Raw genomic sequence first — 16,134 nt, forward strand, 5'->3', positions numbered from 1 at the left:
CGGCTGCTCGCGGAGCACGAGTCTCCGGGGGAGGCAACGCTGCACGTGCTGCGTGCGCGGGTCCGGCTGACCGCGGGCGCGGAGTCGTACGCGTCGCTCAATGAGGCAGCGCCGCGACGCGTCACACAGGCTGCGTGATGCCGATGGCGGGCGGGTGAGGTCATATGGAGCGATGAGCTCGATCGAGACCCAGGCACCTCGGCCCCACCACCTCACCCTGGCGGAGCGGGCTTCGGTGGGCCGACGGGCGCGAGCGGAGGTCCCGCGTTCGGTGCACGGCGAGTGGCGACCGGCGCCCGACCGGGCCGACCCTGTCGCCCTCCTCGAGGAGCAGGGGAGCAGTCGGGTGCAAGAGCTCGTGCCGCTCCGCTACGGCCGGATGCTGGTGGACCCGTTCACGTTCTTCCGTGGTTCCGCCTACCTGATGGCGGCAGATCTGGCGGGTGCGCCGCATACGGACCTGACGGTCCAGCTGTGCGGCGACGCGCACCTGTCGAACTTCGGGTCGTTCGCCGCACCGGACCGGCGCCTGGTCTTCGGCCTCAACGACTTCGACGAGACGTTGCCGGGCCCCTTCGAGTGGGACGTGAAGCGCATGGTGGCGAGCTTTGCGGTCGCCGGGCGTGACCGTGAGTTCGACGATGCCGCGCGCAGGGCCGTCACCATGGCTGCCGCATCGTCCTACCGAGAGGCGATGCGGGAGCTGGCGCGGATGCGCAAGCTCGACGTGTGGTACGCCCGCTTGGATATGGACGAGCTGGACGCTCTGGTGAGCTCGCAGGTCGAGAGCAAACAGCTCAAGCGCTTCCGCAAGAACGTGGCCAAGGCCCAGGCGAAGAACAGCTTGAAGGCCTTCTCGAAGCTCGTGGAGATCGTGGACGGACGTCCGCGCCTGATCCACGATCCTCCGATGATCGCAAGGATCCAGGAGCTGATGCCCGACAACGAGTTCCATGAGCTCGAAGACACGCTCCATGCCATCCTGCACATCTACCGCGGGACCCTGCAGGGGGACCATCGGCACCTCCTCGAGGGGTTTCGCTTCACCGACGCCGCACGCAAGGTGGTCGGGGTCGGCAGCGTCGGCACCCGCGCCTGGATCGTGCTGCTGATCGGCAACGACGACCGGGACCCGCTGTTCCTCCAGGCCAAGGAGGCCACGGCATCCGTCCTGGAACCCTTCCTCGGCAAGAGCGCGTACACCAGCCACGGTCAGCGGGTCGTCGAGGGGCAGCGACTGATGCAGTCCGCGAGCGATGTGATGCTCGGCTGGGTGAGGGCGAGCGGGCTCGACGGCGTCGAGCGAGACTTCTTCGTCCGGCAGCTGTGGGACGGCAAGGGTTCGGCGATCGTGGAGGCGATGAATCCCACTGCCATGACCGGGTACGCCCGGATGTGTGGGTGGACGCTGGCCAGGGCCCACGCACGCTCCGGTGACCCGGTCGCCATCGCGAGCTACCTCGGCTCCGGTGATCGGTTCGATCGGGCGGTCTCGACGTTCGCGGAGGCCTACGCCGACCAGAACGAGCGGGACTACGCAGCGCTGCGTCGTGCGGTCGATGAAGGGCGGGTCGTGGCTCAGCGGGGCTGAGGGTGCCCTCGACCAGCCGTGTCGTCAGTCGCCCCGTAAGCGTCGACCGAGCAACCCGGGATCGGTCGTGACCACCTGGCCCACGAGCGCGGTCGTGAGGAAGCAGAAGGCGGCAACGTAGAGCCAGGTCAGGTAGGTGAAGGCGACACCGATGGATCCGTACCGGTCGGCGCTTGCCTCGAGCGCCCCGGGGAGCCATGCCTGGGTGGCGGGGCGGACCGTGATCATCAGGAGAGCGAACAGCAGCGCACCCGGCATCAGCATCCGGGCGCGAACGGCGCCGGCGAGCAGCGCCCAGGGGATGAACACTGCGACCGCGACGTCCCAGGTGAACGAGACCACCCGTGGCCACAGCTCCCGAGGCGGGAGGGCGCCGAGGGGCTCACCGGCAGCTCGGACGAGGACCAGGGAGAGCGCGAAGACCAGGACGACGGCCAGCCACCGCCAGGCATAGCTCAGCCTGGTCGGTGGGCGCGGCACTGCCCAGATCGCAGCGAAGGCGCGGGCCAGCGCGCGAGACAGGCTCGTCGCCGAGACGAGCACGAAGACGGCGCCGACGATGCCGAACGCTGCACCGCCGGTGTCGACGGCTCCCTCCAGTACCTGCCGGGTCTGCTCCGGCATCTCGATCTCGTCGGCGAACCTGTCGCCGTTCGAACCCAGGGTGGCGAGCAGGATGAGCACCGGGAGTACGGAGGTGAAGAACTGGGCCGCGATGGTCATCGACCGGTCGAACACCTCGATCCGGCTGAGCCCTGCGACTGCCCGCAGGAGCATCCGTCCCAGCTGCCTGTCGAGCAGCCATCCCAGCCGCCGTTGCAACCCGGCCGGCAGACGTCCTAGGACGGCGTCGACGCGGGCCCGGACAGGATCGGCGGCCGGGCCGGTCTGGCTCTCCGGGGACGGAGTCCCGTCGTTCGAGTCCATGCCGATCTCATTCGGGCGTTCCCTCAGGCTGAAGCTCGGCAGGGGCGGCCCGCTCCGGCCCCGGTTCGGTGTCCGGCTTCCCTGAGATCAGAGGCAGGGCCCACCTGCCGCGCGGGTCGGCCTCGACCAGGAGGGCTTTGGTGAGCAGCGTGCACGGGACGGCGAGCAGCGCGCCGACCGGTCCGATCACCCAGGTCCAGAACACCAGCGAGAGGAACGTCAACGTCGCCGACAGACCGACCGAGTCGCCCACCACCCGAGGCTGGATGATGGATTGGATCACGAAGTTGATGACGCAGTAGACGACGATGACGGTCACCATCAGGCCGACGCCGCCGTCGAGCAGGGCGATGAGGGCTGGCGGGATGACGCCGATGACGAAGCCGATGTTCGGGATGAAGTTGGTGACGAAGGCAAGCACCGCCCACACGAAGGCTCCGGGGACGTCCAGCAGGTACAGGGCGACCCCGTCGATGACCGCGACGATCAGCCCGAAGCCCGCCGAGACACCCATGTAGTTGCGGGTGCCGTGGGCGAAGTTGTCCAGCGCGGCGACCGGGTCGGGGAACCGGTCACCCAACGTCTTCAGGCTGCGGCGCGTGGAGTCCGTGTCGAAGGCCACGAACAGCAGCACCGTGATCAGGAAGAACAGATCGGTGGCCACGCCGAGGGTGCCGGCGAGCACCGACATGGCCACGTCGATGATCTGACCCGGGTCGAACGCGTTCACCACCGCGTTGATCTGCGCCTGCTCGACCCCCGCGTCCCGCAAGGTGTTCCCCACGTTCGCGACACCTTCGGCGATCTGGTCGGCGTACGTGGGGACCAGAGCGGCCAGCTGCCCGACCGAGACCATCAGGGCCACCGCGAAGACCGAGAGCAGCAGGACTGCAGCGGCCAGCATCAGCGTCGAGATCGCCCACCCGGGAAGCCGTCCTCGTTCCAGCCACAGGCGGATCGGGTGCAACGTGATCGTGATGACCACGGCCATGAGGACCGGCCCGACGATGTCCGCGACGGATCTCACGCCGGCCAGCGCGAGCGTCAGCGCGGCGGCACCCAGCAACAATGTCCAGGCGAACGATCGGGGCCGAAGCTCGCTAGGCGCGGTGGTGGAGGCGTGCTTCATGAGGATCTCCTGTCCCGGCCGGGTGTTCCTGCTCGAGCGCGTCGGTGTCGTATCCGAGTGCCATCGCCAGCCGGGGAGCGGCTGCGACCACGCGTGCCGTACCGATGACGGGAAGGACGCCGATCAGCACGTCGACGACCTCAGCAGCGCTCGCGCCGGCATCGACGGCCGCATCCGCAGCCGAACCGTAGGAGGGGACCTCACCCCCGACCGCGACCAGCGCGGCCAGCCGGACCAGGGCCAGGGTTCGGGCATCCAGCGTGGGTTCGCGCCACGCTTCGTCGGCCGCGTAGACGGGGTCTTCGGACCACTCCGTCTGGTTGATGGCCAAGCGGTGGAGTCGATCGGCGTAGTGCACTCCGGCCCGTCCTTCCGGCTCGCTCTGAGTTCGACCGCGACCCTTCGATTCGCCGTCCGTACGCCTCATTCACCCCCACCACGGTTCGGTCCGCATCATGTAGATCTGGTGAAGCGCGCTCGCCGGGGAGCCCGAGGCTCCGGTCGACGATGTTCACGTCTTCTGTGTGACGAAAGTGGACCCGTCCCCGCGAAGGATGGGTTCCATGAAGCTCATCCCCGCCGTTGTCCTGACGCTGGCGTTGGCCACACCGCTGACCGGGTGCGGGGAAGACCAACCTGCCGTGTGCAGCTCCGTCGACGACCTCCAGACATCGGTCGACGAGGTGCGGGACATCGACGTGACGTCCTCGGGCGCGTTGGCCGACCTGGAGAGCGGACTCGAGGCCATCGGGGCGGACCTGTCCGACGTCGAGTCCGACGCGAAGACAGAGTTCTCCAGCCAGATCGACGCCGTCCAAGCCAGCTACGACGCGCTCGCGGCGAGCCTCGACGCGGCCAAGGAGAGTGCTTCCGCCGCCACTCTGAGTGCCGCGGCGACCGCGCTTTCCACTTTTGGCAGCGACGTACGGACTCTCATCACCGACGTCCAGGAAACCTGCTGAGCCCCCGCCCTGGTTCGGCCGCGGCGTCGGTCTTCACGCATCTTGGGTGAGGACGCGTGGCCGGGCGAGCACCAGACTTCCGACCATGGCCCCATGGATCGTCGCTTCCCTCTACCTGATCGACCTCGCGTTGAAGATCGTCGCGTTGGGCGTGGTGCCCAAGAACCGGCGGCCGTCCAGCGGCATGGCCTGGCTGCTCCTGATCCTGGTCGTGCCGCTCTTCGGGTGGGTGATCTTCCTCGTCCTGGGGCGAACCAAGCTCGGGCGCCGTCGTAACGAACAGCAGGCCGAGGTCAACGCGCTCGTGGCGGAGCGAGCGGCGCACGTGCCCACACTCGAGAGAGACTTCCCCGGACCGGCGTACGTACGTTCGGTGGCGACGCTGAGCCGCAACCTGGGAGCGCAGCCGGTGACGCCCGGCAACAAGATCGACCTCTTCCCGGTCTATGCCGAGTCCATCGCGGCGATGACCGCCGAGGTCGACAAGGCCTCCGCCTGGGTGCACGTCGAGTTCTACATCACCGCGTGGGACAACGTGACCGGCCCCTTCTACGAGGCGCTGGCGCGGGCCGTCGATCGCGGGGTGAAGGTACGTCTGCTCTTCGACCACCTCGGATCCAAGGGCATCCCGGGGTACAAGGAGTTCACTGCCCGGCTGGACGCATCCGGCATCGAGTGGCACCCGATGCTGCCGATCGCACCGTTCAAGCGCCGCCCGGACCTGCGCAACCACCGCAAGATCCTGGTGATCGACGGGATGGTGGCCTTCACCGGCTCGCAGAACCTGATCGAGCCCGGCTACAACAAGCCCGCGAACCACAAGCTGGGCCGTGAGTGGACGGAGCTGGTGGCCCGCGTCGAAGGACCGGCGGTCAGCGCTCTCAACCTGCTCTTCTGCACCGACTGGTACAGCGAGACGGAGATCAAGCTGACCGACGAGCTCGGCACGGTACCGACCCCGGCCGGCGACATCGAGGGCCAGGTGATCCCGAGCGGGCCGGGCTTCTCGACGGAGAACAACCTGCGCGCATTCACGCTCTTGCTGTACTCGGCGCAACGCCGGCTCTCGATCACCAGCCCCTACTTCGTGCCGGACGAGTCGCTGCTGTACGCCATCACCACGGCCGCGCAGCGGGGAGTCGAGGTCGAGCTGTTCGTGAGCGAGGCCGGAGATCAGTTCATGGTCTACCACGCCCAGTGCTCCTACTACGAGGCGCTGCTGCGCGCGGGGGTGCGGATCTATCTGTATCCGGCGCCCGCGATCCTGCACTCGAAATTCTTCAGCGTCGATGACGATGTCGCGGTCCTGGGATCGAGCAATATGGACATGCGTTCGTTCGTGCTGAACTACGAGGTCTCGTTGATGCTTCTCGGACCCGAGGTCGTCGCCGAGATGCGCAAGGTCGAGGACAACTATCGGTCGATCTCCAAGGAGCTGCTCCTCGAGGACTGGCTGACACGGTCGCGCGGCGCGGCGTACCTGGACAACGTCATGAGGCTGACCGCGGCGCTGCAGTAGTCCGCGTCGAGCCTCCGGTCACCACTTCAGTTCGATCTCGACCTCGCGCTCGTCGTCCCCGATCTCGACCTCCAGCTTGAAGTCGACCTCGTCGGGGACGCGCACCTTGAAGCGCAGTCCTTCTTTTTCGAACTCGACCTCGTTGTTGCTGGCGAGCGCGTCGGCGAGGGCGCGCAGGCGAGCCGCGGCGTCCTCGCGACGCAGCCGTGCCCGTTCGGTGACTTCCATCAGTTCCATTCCGACTCCTTGTCTGACGTTGAGGTGCGCCCGGCAGATGACACGCCTGCAACCTACCCCGCCGACATGGAGACCGTGGTCGTACAGAACGCGTGATTCCCGCTCGCCCCGTGAAAGCCCACGGTCACACCGAGCGGAGCATGGGGGCAGCGCGCAGGTGCCGACCGTCCTGCACGGCGTCCAGCAGCGCTTCGGCCAGATCGCCGGTCGTCACGTGGTCTCGTGGACCCATCCTGAGCGTTCCGACCTCGGTCCGACCGGTCCTGTCCCCGGCACGGACGATCGGGGTTCGCACCATCGTCCAGTCGAGGTCGACGCACGCCTGCAGCATGAGTCCCAGGCGCCGCTGGCTCCGAACGTGGCCGGGGCTGCGCAGACGTACGACCGTGTCGATGAGGATCGCGCCGGCGTTGCGTGGGTCTCCGGGGAAGGGGATGTTGAAGCCCTCCATGAAGACGATCCGCGTGATCCCCTCCTCGCGCATGGCAGCAAGCACGTGACGGGCGCCGAGGTCGATCGAATCGTTGTCACCCCACCCGCCGAGGGTCGAGACGACGGCTTCGCAGCCGGCCACCGTTCGGGCAGCCGCCTCGGGGTCGAGGACGTCGCCCGTCACGACGTCGACGCCCGCGGGAGTGTCCCGGTTCGAGGACCTCATCAGCGCTCGGACGTCGTGTCCGCGCTCGGCAGCCAAGGCGAGCGCCGGGCCACCGACGAACCCGCTGCCCCCGAACATCGCGAGCTTCATGACGGCACCACCGGGGCAAAGGTCGCGAGGAGCTCCTCGAGAGCCCGCTGGTCGGGCATGGCGAACGACGGTGCCTGGGGCGCCTGGCTGATGGTGTCGAACATGGTGTCCGTCTGCGCCAGCACGGGAGGTAGGTGGGTGCTGAAGATGGCGGACGGTTCGGGCGATCGAAGCGGCTCGATCGTCCGGCGATAGCGAGCCTCGTCGACGTTGGCCACCCACGGACTGTCCATCGTCGCCCAGAGCAGCTGCCCCTCGCGTACGTCCCCGACCTCGCGTACGTCCGCGCACGTGGCCAGCTCGGCGGTCGGTACCGGTGAGCCGAAGCAGTCGGAGGTGAAGATCGCGCCGGTGCTCTCGTCGACGAATCCGGTCGTGACCGGGCTGTCGAACAGGGGCGGGCGGAAGGCTCGGATGGTCCGGTCGCCCACCTCGAGCGCCTGGCCCGGGTTGAGCAGGTAGACCCGCTCGAGCGGGACCTCCCACTCGCAGCCGAGGATTCCGACGCCGCCGAAGGTGGTGATCAGGCGCGCGTTCGGAACCGCGTCGAGCAACGCCCGGACCCCTCCGGTGTGGTCGCGGTCGGGGTGGGTGATCCAGACCCACCGCACCTCGGCGGGGTCGATGACCGCGGCGAGGTCGTCCAGAAAGTGCTTGTCGGGAGTGCTGAGCCCGGTGTCGATCACGACCGGCTCCTGAGCATGCAGCACGAACGCGTTCACGGGCAGATATCCCAGCCCGGGAACCAGCGCACAGTCGGCCAGCTGGCTCACGTCGTGCGAGAGCTTGTGAATGTCCATGCTGTCGACGCTAGGCACCGATGTGGCGACGGGATATACCAGCAATCTGGCATTCAGGTGACCCCGCGCGGGGAGTAGTTTCGATCAGGTGGACCAGCGCACCCGTCAGCGGTCGCAGGACAGGATCGAGCGCCTGAGCAGGCAGGGGCTCGATCTGGTCACGCTGTGGCGGGAGTGTCGCGAGCCGATCGCCGACGCGATCCCGCACTACTGGGCGCCGTGCTTCTACACGCTCGATCCCGCGTCGCTGCTGATCACCAGCCACTTCGACGAGCTGCTGCCGGTGCTCCCGGCCGACTTCCTCGACAACGAGTACCGCGCCGACGGGGTGCACAAGCTCAGCGACGTCGCCAAGTCGGACCAAGGCGTCTCGACGCTCTACGAGATCACCGACGGCGACCCGTCGGCGACGCCCCGGTGGAAGGCGAACATGGAGCTAGGCGGCGACCAGGAGATCATCGCCTCGTTGCGGACCCGCGCCGGCGTCGTCTGGGGTTCGCTGGCTCTCTACCGCGAGCCTGACCGGCCGATGTTCGGCGCCGCCGACAAGGCGTTCCTCAAGGCGATCGCGCCCAGCCTGGCGGAGGCGGCGCGCAACGCGCTCCTGCTGGGTGAGGCCTCCGACCCCGACTCCTCCGGGGCTCCTGGCCTGGTCGTGCTGAACTCGGCGCTCGGCATCGAGTCGGCCACCGAAGGTGTCGCGCGATGGCTCGCGGATCTCCCTCGTCCCGCGCCGGGGGCCGTGCCGGTCGCGGTGGCCGCTGTCGCGGCGCGAGCGCTGCGCTCGGTCGACTCGCCGGGAGAGTCGGGTGAGGTGGCGACCTCGCGCGTCCTCAGCGAGTCGGGCACCTGGATCGTGCTGCACGGCGCCGTTCTCGCGACGCGACCGGACCCACAGGTGGCGGTCATCGTCGAGCCCGCTCATCCCGCGCGGATTGCAACACTCCTGATGTCTGCGTACGGCATGACGGACCGCGAGAAGGAGCTCACCCAGCTCGTCCTGAAGGGACTGTCGACGGTCGAGATCGCCCAGGCGCTGGTCATCTCGCCGCACACGGTCCAGCAGCACCTCAAGCACGTGTTCGAGAAGACAGGCGTACGCAGCCGCCGCGACCTGGTCGCCAAGGTGTTCTTCAGCCACTACGAGGGGCGGTTGCGTGACAACGAGCAGCGCGCCGCAACCCAGCTCCCCCTGCGCGGCGGTCCGATGCCGGAATCACCTCTCGACCCGGTTCACGGGTCTTCCAGGACGTCGATGTCGTAGACCTCCAGCCAGGCCAGACAGACCTCGAGGAGCGTGAGCCCGACTGGTCGCGCCGCCCGTGGTGCGACTGATCTCGCGCGCTTGCCATGCACATCGAGTTCGACGCTCCCGCTTGATGTCGCGGTCCGGAGCACCCGAGACTCAGTCGGAGCCCTCGGCCCGTGACGTCGGCGCCCAGCCGTCCTCGTCGCGGATGGCACGCATGATCCGGTGGCTGATCTCGCGCAGCTGCCGGGCCTGGGCCTTCGTCAGGCGGTCGAGGACGAGTCGGTGGACGACCTCCACGTGACCGGGGGTCGCCTGCCGGACCTTCTCGTGCCCGGGGTCGGTGAGGATGGCCAGCGTGTAGCGCCCATCGGCGGGGTCGGGGGTGCGGCGCAGCCACCCTCTGGACTCCATCCGCACCGCTGCGCGCGAGAGCCGCGAGAGCGTGCTGTTCGCGTAGCCGGCCAGCACGCTCATCCGGAGGGTGCGTTCGCGTGCCTTGGCCAGGGCGTACAGGACGCCGTACTCGAAGTGGGTCAGCTCAGCGTCGCGCTGGAGCTGGCCGTCGAGGGCCGGGGGCAGCCACTCCAGCACCGTCGCCAGGGCGGCCCAGGTCTCGAGGTCGTCGCCGGTGAGCTCAGGGGGAGTGGCGGTTGGTCCGCTGGCGTCGGGCATGGACGCAGCGTACGCGAGAACAGTGTGCCCGCGCTGCTTCGTTAACTTGCTCAGGCAAGTCATTCGACCTACCGTTGACTTGCCTGAGCAAGTGAATTGAATGCCGGAAGCGGCGACGGAGAGGTAGGAATCATGGACCTGGGACTGACCGGGACGAGGGCTTTCGTGAGCGGGTCGACGCAAGGCATCGGCTACGCGATCGCACGATCCCTGGCCGATGAGGGCGCGGGCGTCGTCGTCAACGGGCGCTCCCCGGAGCGTGTCGACGCGGCCGTCGATCGGCTTCGGGCCGCAGTGCCGACGGCGGACGTCACCGGGATCCCGGCCGACTTCGCCGACCCCGGCCAGGTGCGCGCGCTCCTGGAGTCGCTCGGCGAGGTCGACATCCTGGTGAACAACGTCGGTGTCTTCGAGGTGAGTGCCTTCGAGCAGATCTCCGACGAGGACTGGCAGCGGTATCTCGACATCAACCTGATGAGCGGCGTCCGGCTGTCGCGGCACGCGCTGCCCGCGATGCTGGACAGGGGATGGGGCCGGATCATCTTCGTCAGCAGCGAGTCCGGCGTGAACGTTCCCGCCGACATGACCCACTATGGGGTGACCAAGGCCGGCATGCTCGCTCTGGGCAACGGCCTGGCGAAGCTCACCCGGGGCACCGGCGTCACCGTCAACACGATCCTGGGCGGACCGACGTACTCCGACGGCGTTGCGGAAGCCGTCGCGCAGATCTCCCAGGTCCAGGGGATGCCTGCCGACCAGCTCAAGGGTGCCATCGCGGCGGGCAACACGACCTCGTTGCTGGAGCGCTTCATCGAGCCCGACGAGATCGCCCACCTCGCCACCTACCTGGCCAGCCCGCTCTCTTCGGCCACCAACGGCGCCGCCCTACGCGCCGACGGAGGGGTCCTGACTGGCATGCTCTGAGGTCGGCCGACACCCGGTCTCAGCGGGGCAGCGCGGCGAGCTCGCTCAGCTCGCGCTGGTAGGCGCTGTAGGTCTCGCGCAGGTCGGAGGCGGGCCAGTCCGCAGGGCGGAGCTCGATGGGGAGGAGCGGGTCGTCGCTGAGGTGCCGGACGATCGCGGCGGCGGTCGCGAGCCGGAGCGCGGGCTGCGGTGTCGAGGCCAGCCGCTCGAGCAGCCGGTCGGCCTCCCGTGCCCAGCCGCCGAGATCCCACAGCGAGGCGGCGAGGTCGCGCGGATCCTGGTCCGGCACAGCCGTGAAGGCCTGCAGGACCGGATCGGAGAAGCGCGGACGCTGAAGGTTGGCCGGCCGGGTCCAGACCCCTTCACGAAGCTCGGCGAGCCGGTGCGCCTTCAGGGCATCGCGCAGGATGGCGCGTTCGGGGCCCGGCCGACCGGTGGTGACCACGATGGCCATCTCCCAGGAGCCGTCCCACGGCTTGTCCGCCGTGTGCACCGCCTCGTCCTGATGAGCCTGACGCTGGACGAGGCGCTCACCGAGCCGGTAGCCGGCCCCGCTCCGGACCAGATCTCCGTCATTGACCGCGCGAGTGGCCGCCACCCGCACGGTCGCCGGCGCGATGCCGAAGAACTGGCCGGCGCGGGCGAGGTCGGCGGGGGTCAGCGGGTTCGGATGCGCGCCGAGCATCAGGCTCAGGATGGTGGAGCGGGCGGAGAGCGGAGCCAGTTCATCGCGCACGGTAACCACCTGGGCATCCTCTCATGCAACGTTCATAGACACGGCTGTTAGAGATTATGTAACATCTTGATCATGACCAGCACGCACGACGCCCACTCCACCCATGTGGTCACCAACCAGGCCCCGCCGTTGGTGGGGCACAACACGGCCGGCGACCCGGTCCTGCGGGAGGGCCTCGAGCGGGAGGGCGCCGCGTGGGCGCTCCCGGAGATCGATGAGCTGGGCCGTCTCGCCGGCACGGCGGAGGCGCAGGAGTGGGGCCGCCTCGCCGAGCGGGTGCCCCCGCGTCTGCACACCCATGATCGCTACGGTCATCGGGTCGACGAGGTCGAGTACGTCCCGGCGTACCACCAGCTGATGGGCGTCGCGGTGGAGCACGGTCTCCATGCCGCTCCCTGGGCCGACGACCGTCCCGGCGCCCACGTCGCGCGCGCCGCGAAGTTCTACGCCTGGAATGTCGACGCAGGCCACGGCTGCCCGATCTCGATGACCTACGCGGTCGTCCCCGCGCTGCGGACCAACCCGGAGCTCGCCGCCCGGTTCGAGCCGCTGCTGACCAACCGGGAGTACGACTTCGGACTGCGCGACCCCGAGACCAAGCGCGGTCTGATCGCCGGGATGTCGATGACCGAGAAGCAGGGCGGCTCCGACGTACGCGCCAACACGACCACGGCGACCGAGCAGCCCGACGGCAGCTACGTCCTGCGCGGCCACAAGTGGTTCACCAGCGCCCCGATGAGCGACCTGTTCCTCACCCTGGCCCAGACCCCAGAAGGCGTCTCCTGCTTCCTCGTGCCGCGCGTGCTGCCCGGTGGCGAGCGCAACGCGATGCGCTTCATGCGGCTCAAGGACAAGCTCGGCAACAGGTCGAACGCCTCCTCCGAGATCGAGTACGACGCGGCCACCGGCTGGCTCGTCGGCGAGGAGGGCCGCGGGGTCCGCACCATTGTCGAGATGGTCAACATGACCCGCCTCGACTGCGTGATCGGCTCCTCGTCCGGCATGCGCACCGCGCTGACCATGGCGGCACACCACGCCCGGCATCGCTCGGCCTTCGGCAAGCCGCTGATCGAGCAGCCGGCGATGCGCAACGTGCTCGCCGACCTGCAGGTCGAGTCCGAGGCGGCGACGACGGCGATGCTGCGCCTGGCTGGCGCCAACGATCGGGCGATCCGCGGGGACGAGTCCGAGGCCGCGCTGCGCCGGATCGCGCTCGCGGTCACCAAGTACTACGTCTGCAAGCGGGCGCCGTTCATGGTCAACGAGGCCCTGGAGTGCCTGGGCGGCAACGGCTACATCGAGGACTTCGACGTCGCCCGCATCTACCGCGAGATGCCGCTCCTCTCGATCTGGGAGGGATCGGGCAACGTGGCCGCGCTCGACGCGCTGCGAGCGCTGGCGAAGGAGCCGCACACCCTGGACGCGTTCCTGGCGGAGGCGGAGCTCGCCACCGGCGCCGACGCCAGGTACGACGCCGCGCTGGACCGGCTGAAGAAGGAGTTCACCTCCTTCGACGACCTCGAGTTCCGGGCCCGGCGGATCGTGGAGCAGCTGGCGCTGGTCTTCCAGGGCTCGCAGCTCCTCCGGCACGCGCCGGCTCCGGTCGCCGATGCGTTCTGCTCCTCGCGCCTCGGCCGGGACTGGGGAGGCGCCTTCGGCACGCTGTCGCCACGCGGCGACGTCGCCGCGATCCTCGAGCGCGCGCTTCCGGCATGACCGTCGACGTCACCAAGGACGGCCCGGTCACGACGATCGGGATCAACCGGCCGGATGTACGCAACGCCGTCGATCGGGCGACGGCGGAGGCCCTGGTGGCCGCGTTCGAGGAGTTCGACGCCGATCCCGACGCCGCCGTGGCGGTGCTGCACGGTGAGGGCGGCACCTTCTGCGCCGGGGCCGACCTGAAGGCGGTCGCAGGTGGGGACCCCAACCGGTTCGAGCCCGACGGCGACGGTCCGATGGGTCCGACCCGGATGCGGTTGGGCAAGCCCGTCATCGCCGCGGTCGCCGGTCATGCCGTCGCCGGCGGCCTGGAGCTGGCGATCTGGGCCGACCTGCGGGTGATGGAGGAGGACGCGGTCTTCGGCGTGTTCTGCCGCCGCTGGGGCGTACCGCTCATCGACGGCGGCACCGTCCGGCTGCCTCGGCTGATCGGCACGAGCAACGCCATGGACCTGATCCTCACCGGCCGTCCCGTCGGCGCCGAGGAGGCCCTGCGGATGGGACTGGCCAACCGGGTCGTCCCAGCCGGTCAGGCCCTCGCGGCGGCGCAGGAACTGGCGCGACAGCTCGCGGCGTTCCCACAGACCTGCATGCGGCACGACCGGCTCTCCGTGCTGGAGCAGGAGGGTCTCAGCGAGGTGGATGCCCTGGTCGCGGAGTATCGCCACGGGGTCGTCTCGGTCACCACCGACACCGTCGCCGGCGCGACCCGGTTCGCCGACGGAGCCGGACGCCACGGATCCTTCGACGCCACTGACTGAGCTTCTTCGCAGGTCAGGCGGATCCCGACGTACGGAAGAGGTCGACGCTGCCGTCGTCACGGGTCTCGAGGCTCTCGAGGAGCACGTCGCGGCCCTGGAGGATGTGCTCGGTCATCAGGTTCGCGGCGCGGTCGGCGTCGCGCCGCGCGATCGCGTCGCGGATCATCCGGTGGAACAGGTCCGAGCGCGCCGCCTGATCGTGGTCGAACCGGCGGAAGGACTGGAAGATCAGGGGTACGTCGACCGTGCGGGCCAGGAGGGTTCCGAGCCGCCGGTGCCGGGCGCTCGCCACGACCGCCGCGTGGATCTGCTCGTTGGCGTCGTGGACCTCGCGGACCGAGGCGAGCTCGTCGGTGTGCATGACCGCGATGGCCGACCCGAACCGCTCGATCCCGGCGTCGATCTTCTCCAGATCGGAGTCCTGCGCGCGCTGGGCGGCGAGCCCGGCGCCGTACGACTCGAGCTGGGCGCGCAGGCCGTAGATGTCGTGGATCTCGTCGACGGTGACCGAGCGAACCATCGCGCCGCGGTTGGGTTCGCTGCGGACCAGGCCCTCGGCCTCGAGCCTCCGCATGGCCTCGCGGACGGGAGTACGCGACAGCCCCAGCTCGACGGCGATGCGCTGTTCGATCAGCCGCTGAGCGGGCTGGTACTCGCCCTCCATGATCTTGCGGCGGATGCCCTCGTAGGCGAGCAGCGCGTTGACCTTGCCGGGGGCCTCTCCTGCCACGCTCATCGGGCGAGTGTATGCCGTCCGCACATCTCCACGCCTTTCAATCCCATGCCACGTTGCCGGACGACAGGCGTCGTGGATCGCTGACGCGAAGCTTGTCGGCGACGAGCCCGACGACCAGCTCCAGCGCCCGGTCGTAGCCCAGCTCGCCGGTGCGGATGGCGCGCGCGAGGGTGGCGTCGTCGGCGCTGCTGACGGCGGCGAGGCGGTCGCGGTGACGGGCGGCGAGCAGCGAGCCGAGCCGGAGCTCGCGCTCGGTGATGGCCAGGGCACGCAGCGACACCCGGGTGAGGTAGCCGGTGCGGCCGGTGAGCTCGGGAAGGACGGCCTCGGCCAGGTGCTCGCGGACGGCCTCGAGCAGGCCGGCGGCGTCGGGCGCGTCGTGGGGTCCGGCGGTGCCCTCCGGGATCTCCTCGTCGAAGGGCGCCGGGTCGGGGGCGCCGATCAGGTCGAGGAGGTCCCGTTCGACCGAGGCGGTCCGGCGGCCCAGCACCGCCAGCTCCACGGAGCGCTCTGATCCGTTGCGGTGGGCGGCCGCCTGCATGATGCAGATGACGGCCCACTTGAAGGTGCCGAAGACCTCCCACCAGCGGACCCTCTCCGCGGTCACCTCGGATCGGCCGCCGGCCGCGCGATAGGACGCGAGCACCTCGGCCGCCGACGCGACCCCGCCCGCGCGGCCCGGCCCGCCGAACCGCCAGGACGGTACGCACAGCCAGCCGAGGTCCTCCGCCGGGTCGCCGACGTGCGTGATCTCCCAGTCGAGCACGCCGCAGAGCCCGGTCTCTTCGTACATCAGGTTGCCGACCCGGAAGTCGCCGTGCACGAGCACGGGCGTGACCGGTGCGGGTCGGTGCTCGATCAGCCACGCGAGCGCCACCTCCAGCGCGGGATGCGGCTCGCCGAGCTCGTCCAGCAGGTCGCGGTAGAACTCGAGCGGATCGGTCGCGGGAACTCCTGACAGGTGCTCGGCCCCGATGGTGTGCAACCTGGCCAGCAGCTCGCCGACCTGCGCCGCGAACCGCTCGCGCGCGCCGGCGAAGCGCTCCTCGGTGAGCAGCGGTGCCGGGTCCGAACCGCCGGGGAGCCCCTCGACCAGGACGAACTCGCCGAGGCCCGCCGGTGCGCCCTCGTCGATGCTGCTGGCGACCACGACGGGGGCCGCGACCCCCGCCGCCCGGGCCGCGCGGATGGCGGCGATCTCCGCCACCTGCCCGGACTGGCCCGGGACACCGCCGGGGCGCTCCTGCTGGAGGAACAGCGTCGGTCTGGTACCCGCGCCCGGCAGCAGCCACGTCGTACGCGACGCTCCGCTGCTCAGCCGAACGGGCACCAGGTCGTCAAGCGCGCCGTAGCGCGTCCCGAGGACCGCCTGCAGGCCCGGGAGCAGGTCCTCGGCGGGAGATGTCGTGGTGGTCATG

17 protein-coding genes are annotated in these 16,134 nt (G+C 69.6%); 7 read left to right on the plus strand and 10 right to left on the minus strand.

What is annotated here, in order from left to right; translation table 11 throughout:
• Nucleotides 1-172: 172 nt before the first annotated feature.
• Nucleotides 173-1,591 carry a DUF2252 domain-containing protein gene (locus ACFU7D_RS00510; RefSeq protein WP_378861869.1) on the plus strand — a complete coding sequence of 473 codons (1,419 nt, stop codon included), beginning with the start codon at nt 173-175 and terminating at the stop codon, nt 1,589-1,591.
• Nucleotides 1,592-1,615: 24 nt separating this feature from the next.
• On the opposite strand, the gene ACFU7D_RS00515 is transcribed toward ACFU7D_RS00510, so the two are convergent.
• The 3 genes from ACFU7D_RS00515 to ACFU7D_RS00525 are packed head-to-tail and all read right to left on the minus strand — an operon-like array spanning nt 1,616 to nt 3,978.
• Nucleotides 1,616-2,518 carry a YhjD/YihY/BrkB family envelope integrity protein gene (locus ACFU7D_RS00515; protein ID WP_378861872.1) on the minus strand — a complete coding sequence of 301 codons (903 nt, stop codon included), beginning with the start codon at nt 2,516-2,518 and terminating at the stop codon, nt 1,616-1,618.
• 7 nt (nt 2,519-2,525) lie between these two features.
• Nucleotides 2,526-3,647 (minus strand): AI-2E family transporter, encoded by a 1,122-nt coding sequence (locus ACFU7D_RS00520; RefSeq protein ID WP_378861875.1) that lies wholly within the window; start codon nt 3,645-3,647, stop codon nt 2,526-2,528.
• A complete protein-coding gene (locus ACFU7D_RS00525; RefSeq protein ID WP_378861878.1) occupies nt 3,619-3,978 on the minus strand; it encodes a carboxymuconolactone decarboxylase family protein in 360 nt (119 codons plus the stop codon). The genes ACFU7D_RS00520 and ACFU7D_RS00525 overlap by 29 nt, the downstream gene beginning before the upstream one ends.
• Before the next feature lie 232 nt (nt 3,979-4,210).
• On the opposite strand from ACFU7D_RS00525, the gene ACFU7D_RS00530 reads away from it, so the two are divergent.
• Both ACFU7D_RS00530 and cls read left to right on the plus strand, forming a co-directional pair.
• On the plus strand, nt 4,211-4,609 hold the full coding sequence (locus ACFU7D_RS00530; RefSeq protein WP_378861881.1) for a hypothetical protein: 399 nt from the start codon (nt 4,211-4,213) through the stop codon (nt 4,607-4,609).
• Between the two features lie 85 nt (nt 4,610-4,694).
• Complete coding sequence (gene cls / locus ACFU7D_RS00535) at nt 4,695-6,128, plus strand: cardiolipin synthase (protein ID WP_378861884.1); 1,434 nt, start codon at nt 4,695-4,697, stop codon at nt 6,126-6,128.
• Nucleotides 6,129-6,146: 18 nt separating this feature from the next.
• Here cls and ACFU7D_RS00540 read toward each other — a convergent pair whose 3' ends face one another.
• The 3 genes from ACFU7D_RS00540 to ACFU7D_RS00550 form a co-directional block, all read right to left on the minus strand.
• Entirely contained in the window at nt 6,147-6,365 is a 219-nt protein-coding gene (locus tag ACFU7D_RS00540) for an amphi-Trp domain-containing protein (RefSeq protein WP_378861887.1), read from the minus strand.
• A gap of 124 nt (nt 6,366-6,489) precedes the next feature.
• Complete coding sequence (locus ACFU7D_RS00545) at nt 6,490-7,113, minus strand: NAD(P)-dependent oxidoreductase (protein WP_378861890.1); 624 nt, start codon at nt 7,111-7,113, stop codon at nt 6,490-6,492.
• Entirely contained in the window at nt 7,110-7,913 is an 804-nt protein-coding gene (locus ACFU7D_RS00550) for an MBL fold metallo-hydrolase (protein ID WP_378861893.1), read from the minus strand. Before ACFU7D_RS00550 ends, ACFU7D_RS00545 begins: the two co-directional genes overlap by 4 nt.
• A gap of 88 nt (nt 7,914-8,001) precedes the next feature.
• On the opposite strand from ACFU7D_RS00550, the gene ACFU7D_RS00555 reads away from it, so the two are divergent.
• The gene (locus ACFU7D_RS00555; RefSeq protein WP_378861896.1) at nt 8,002-9,177 is read left to right on the plus strand and encodes a LuxR C-terminal-related transcriptional regulator; all 1,176 of its coding nucleotides are present in this window, start codon (nt 8,002-8,004) and stop codon (nt 9,175-9,177) included.
• A 141-nt stretch (nt 9,178-9,318) separates the two neighbouring features.
• Here ACFU7D_RS00555 and ACFU7D_RS00560 read toward each other — a convergent pair whose 3' ends face one another.
• Complete coding sequence (locus ACFU7D_RS00560) at nt 9,319-9,837, minus strand: MarR family winged helix-turn-helix transcriptional regulator (RefSeq protein WP_378861899.1); 519 nt, start codon at nt 9,835-9,837, stop codon at nt 9,319-9,321.
• Nucleotides 9,838-9,969: 132 nt separating this feature from the next.
• On the opposite strand from ACFU7D_RS00560, the gene ACFU7D_RS00565 reads away from it, so the two are divergent.
• A complete protein-coding gene (locus ACFU7D_RS00565) occupies nt 9,970-10,761 on the plus strand; it encodes an SDR family NAD(P)-dependent oxidoreductase (RefSeq protein WP_378861902.1) in 792 nt (263 codons plus the stop codon).
• Between the two features lie 19 nt (nt 10,762-10,780).
• Here the strand turns inward: ACFU7D_RS00565 and ACFU7D_RS00570 are convergent, their stop codons facing one another.
• Complete coding sequence (locus ACFU7D_RS00570; RefSeq protein WP_378861905.1) at nt 10,781-11,497, minus strand: PaaX domain-containing protein, C- domain protein; 717 nt, start codon at nt 11,495-11,497, stop codon at nt 10,781-10,783.
• 72 nt (nt 11,498-11,569) lie between these two features.
• On the opposite strand from ACFU7D_RS00570, the gene ACFU7D_RS00575 reads away from it, so the two are divergent.
• On the plus strand, nt 11,570-13,213 hold the full coding sequence (locus tag ACFU7D_RS00575) for an acyl-CoA dehydrogenase family protein (protein WP_378861908.1): 1,644 nt from the start codon (nt 11,570-11,572) through the stop codon (nt 13,211-13,213).
• Nucleotides 13,210-13,980 carry a crotonase/enoyl-CoA hydratase family protein gene (locus ACFU7D_RS00580; RefSeq protein ID WP_378861912.1) on the plus strand — a complete coding sequence of 257 codons (771 nt, stop codon included), beginning with the start codon at nt 13,210-13,212 and terminating at the stop codon, nt 13,978-13,980. Before ACFU7D_RS00575 ends, ACFU7D_RS00580 begins: the two co-directional genes overlap by 4 nt.
• Before the next feature lie 13 nt (nt 13,981-13,993).
• Here ACFU7D_RS00580 and ACFU7D_RS00585 read toward each other — a convergent pair whose 3' ends face one another.
• Nucleotides 13,994-14,716 carry a GntR family transcriptional regulator gene (locus ACFU7D_RS00585; protein ID WP_378725256.1) on the minus strand — a complete coding sequence of 241 codons (723 nt, stop codon included), beginning with the start codon at nt 14,714-14,716 and terminating at the stop codon, nt 13,994-13,996.
• Nucleotides 14,717-14,753: 37 nt separating this feature from the next.
• Nucleotides 14,754-16,133, minus strand: a complete 1,380-nt coding sequence (locus tag ACFU7D_RS00590; protein WP_378861915.1) for a phosphotransferase family protein — start codon at nt 16,131-16,133, stop codon at nt 14,754-14,756.
• Between the last annotated feature and the right edge of the window lies 1 nt (nt 16,134).

Source organism: Nocardioides sp. NPDC057577 (assembly GCF_042801335.1).
GTDB lineage: Bacteria > Actinomycetota > Actinomycetes > Propionibacteriales > Nocardioidaceae > Nocardioides.

Excerpts from the sequence above, each read along its gene's own strand:
- ACFU7D_RS00510 (WP_378861869.1), top strand. The coding sequence starts at position 173 with ATGAGCTCGATCGAGACCCAGGCACCTCGGCCCCACCACCTCACCCTG.
- ACFU7D_RS00515 (WP_378861872.1), bottom strand. The coding sequence starts at position 2,518 with ATGGACTCGAACGACGGGACTCCGTCCCCGGAGAGCCAGACCGGCCCG.
- ACFU7D_RS00520 (WP_378861875.1), bottom strand. The coding sequence starts at position 3,647 with ATGAAGCACGCCTCCACCACCGCGCCTAGCGAGCTTCGGCCCCGATCG.
- ACFU7D_RS00530 (WP_378861881.1), top strand. The coding sequence starts at position 4,211 with ATGAAGCTCATCCCCGCCGTTGTCCTGACGCTGGCGTTGGCCACACCG.
- cls (WP_378861884.1), top strand. The coding sequence starts at position 4,695 with ATGGCCCCATGGATCGTCGCTTCCCTCTACCTGATCGACCTCGCGTTG.
- ACFU7D_RS00540 (WP_378861887.1), bottom strand. The coding sequence starts at position 6,365 with ATGGAACTGATGGAAGTCACCGAACGGGCACGGCTGCGTCGCGAGGAC.
- ACFU7D_RS00545 (WP_378861890.1), bottom strand. The coding sequence starts at position 7,113 with ATGAAGCTCGCGATGTTCGGGGGCAGCGGGTTCGTCGGTGGCCCGGCG.
- ACFU7D_RS00550 (WP_378861893.1), bottom strand. The coding sequence starts at position 7,913 with ATGGACATTCACAAGCTCTCGCACGACGTGAGCCAGCTGGCCGACTGT.
- ACFU7D_RS00560 (WP_378861899.1), bottom strand. The coding sequence starts at position 9,837 with ATGCCCGACGCCAGCGGACCAACCGCCACTCCCCCTGAGCTCACCGGC.
- ACFU7D_RS00565 (WP_378861902.1), top strand. The coding sequence starts at position 9,970 with ATGGACCTGGGACTGACCGGGACGAGGGCTTTCGTGAGCGGGTCGACG.
- ACFU7D_RS00575 (WP_378861908.1), top strand. The coding sequence starts at position 11,570 with ATGACCAGCACGCACGACGCCCACTCCACCCATGTGGTCACCAACCAG.
- ACFU7D_RS00580 (WP_378861912.1), top strand. The coding sequence starts at position 13,210 with ATGACCGTCGACGTCACCAAGGACGGCCCGGTCACGACGATCGGGATC.
- ACFU7D_RS00585 (WP_378725256.1), bottom strand. The coding sequence starts at position 14,716 with ATGAGCGTGGCAGGAGAGGCCCCCGGCAAGGTCAACGCGCTGCTCGCC.
- ACFU7D_RS00590 (WP_378861915.1), bottom strand. The coding sequence starts at position 16,133 with ATGACCACCACGACATCTCCCGCCGAGGACCTGCTCCCGGGCCTGCAG.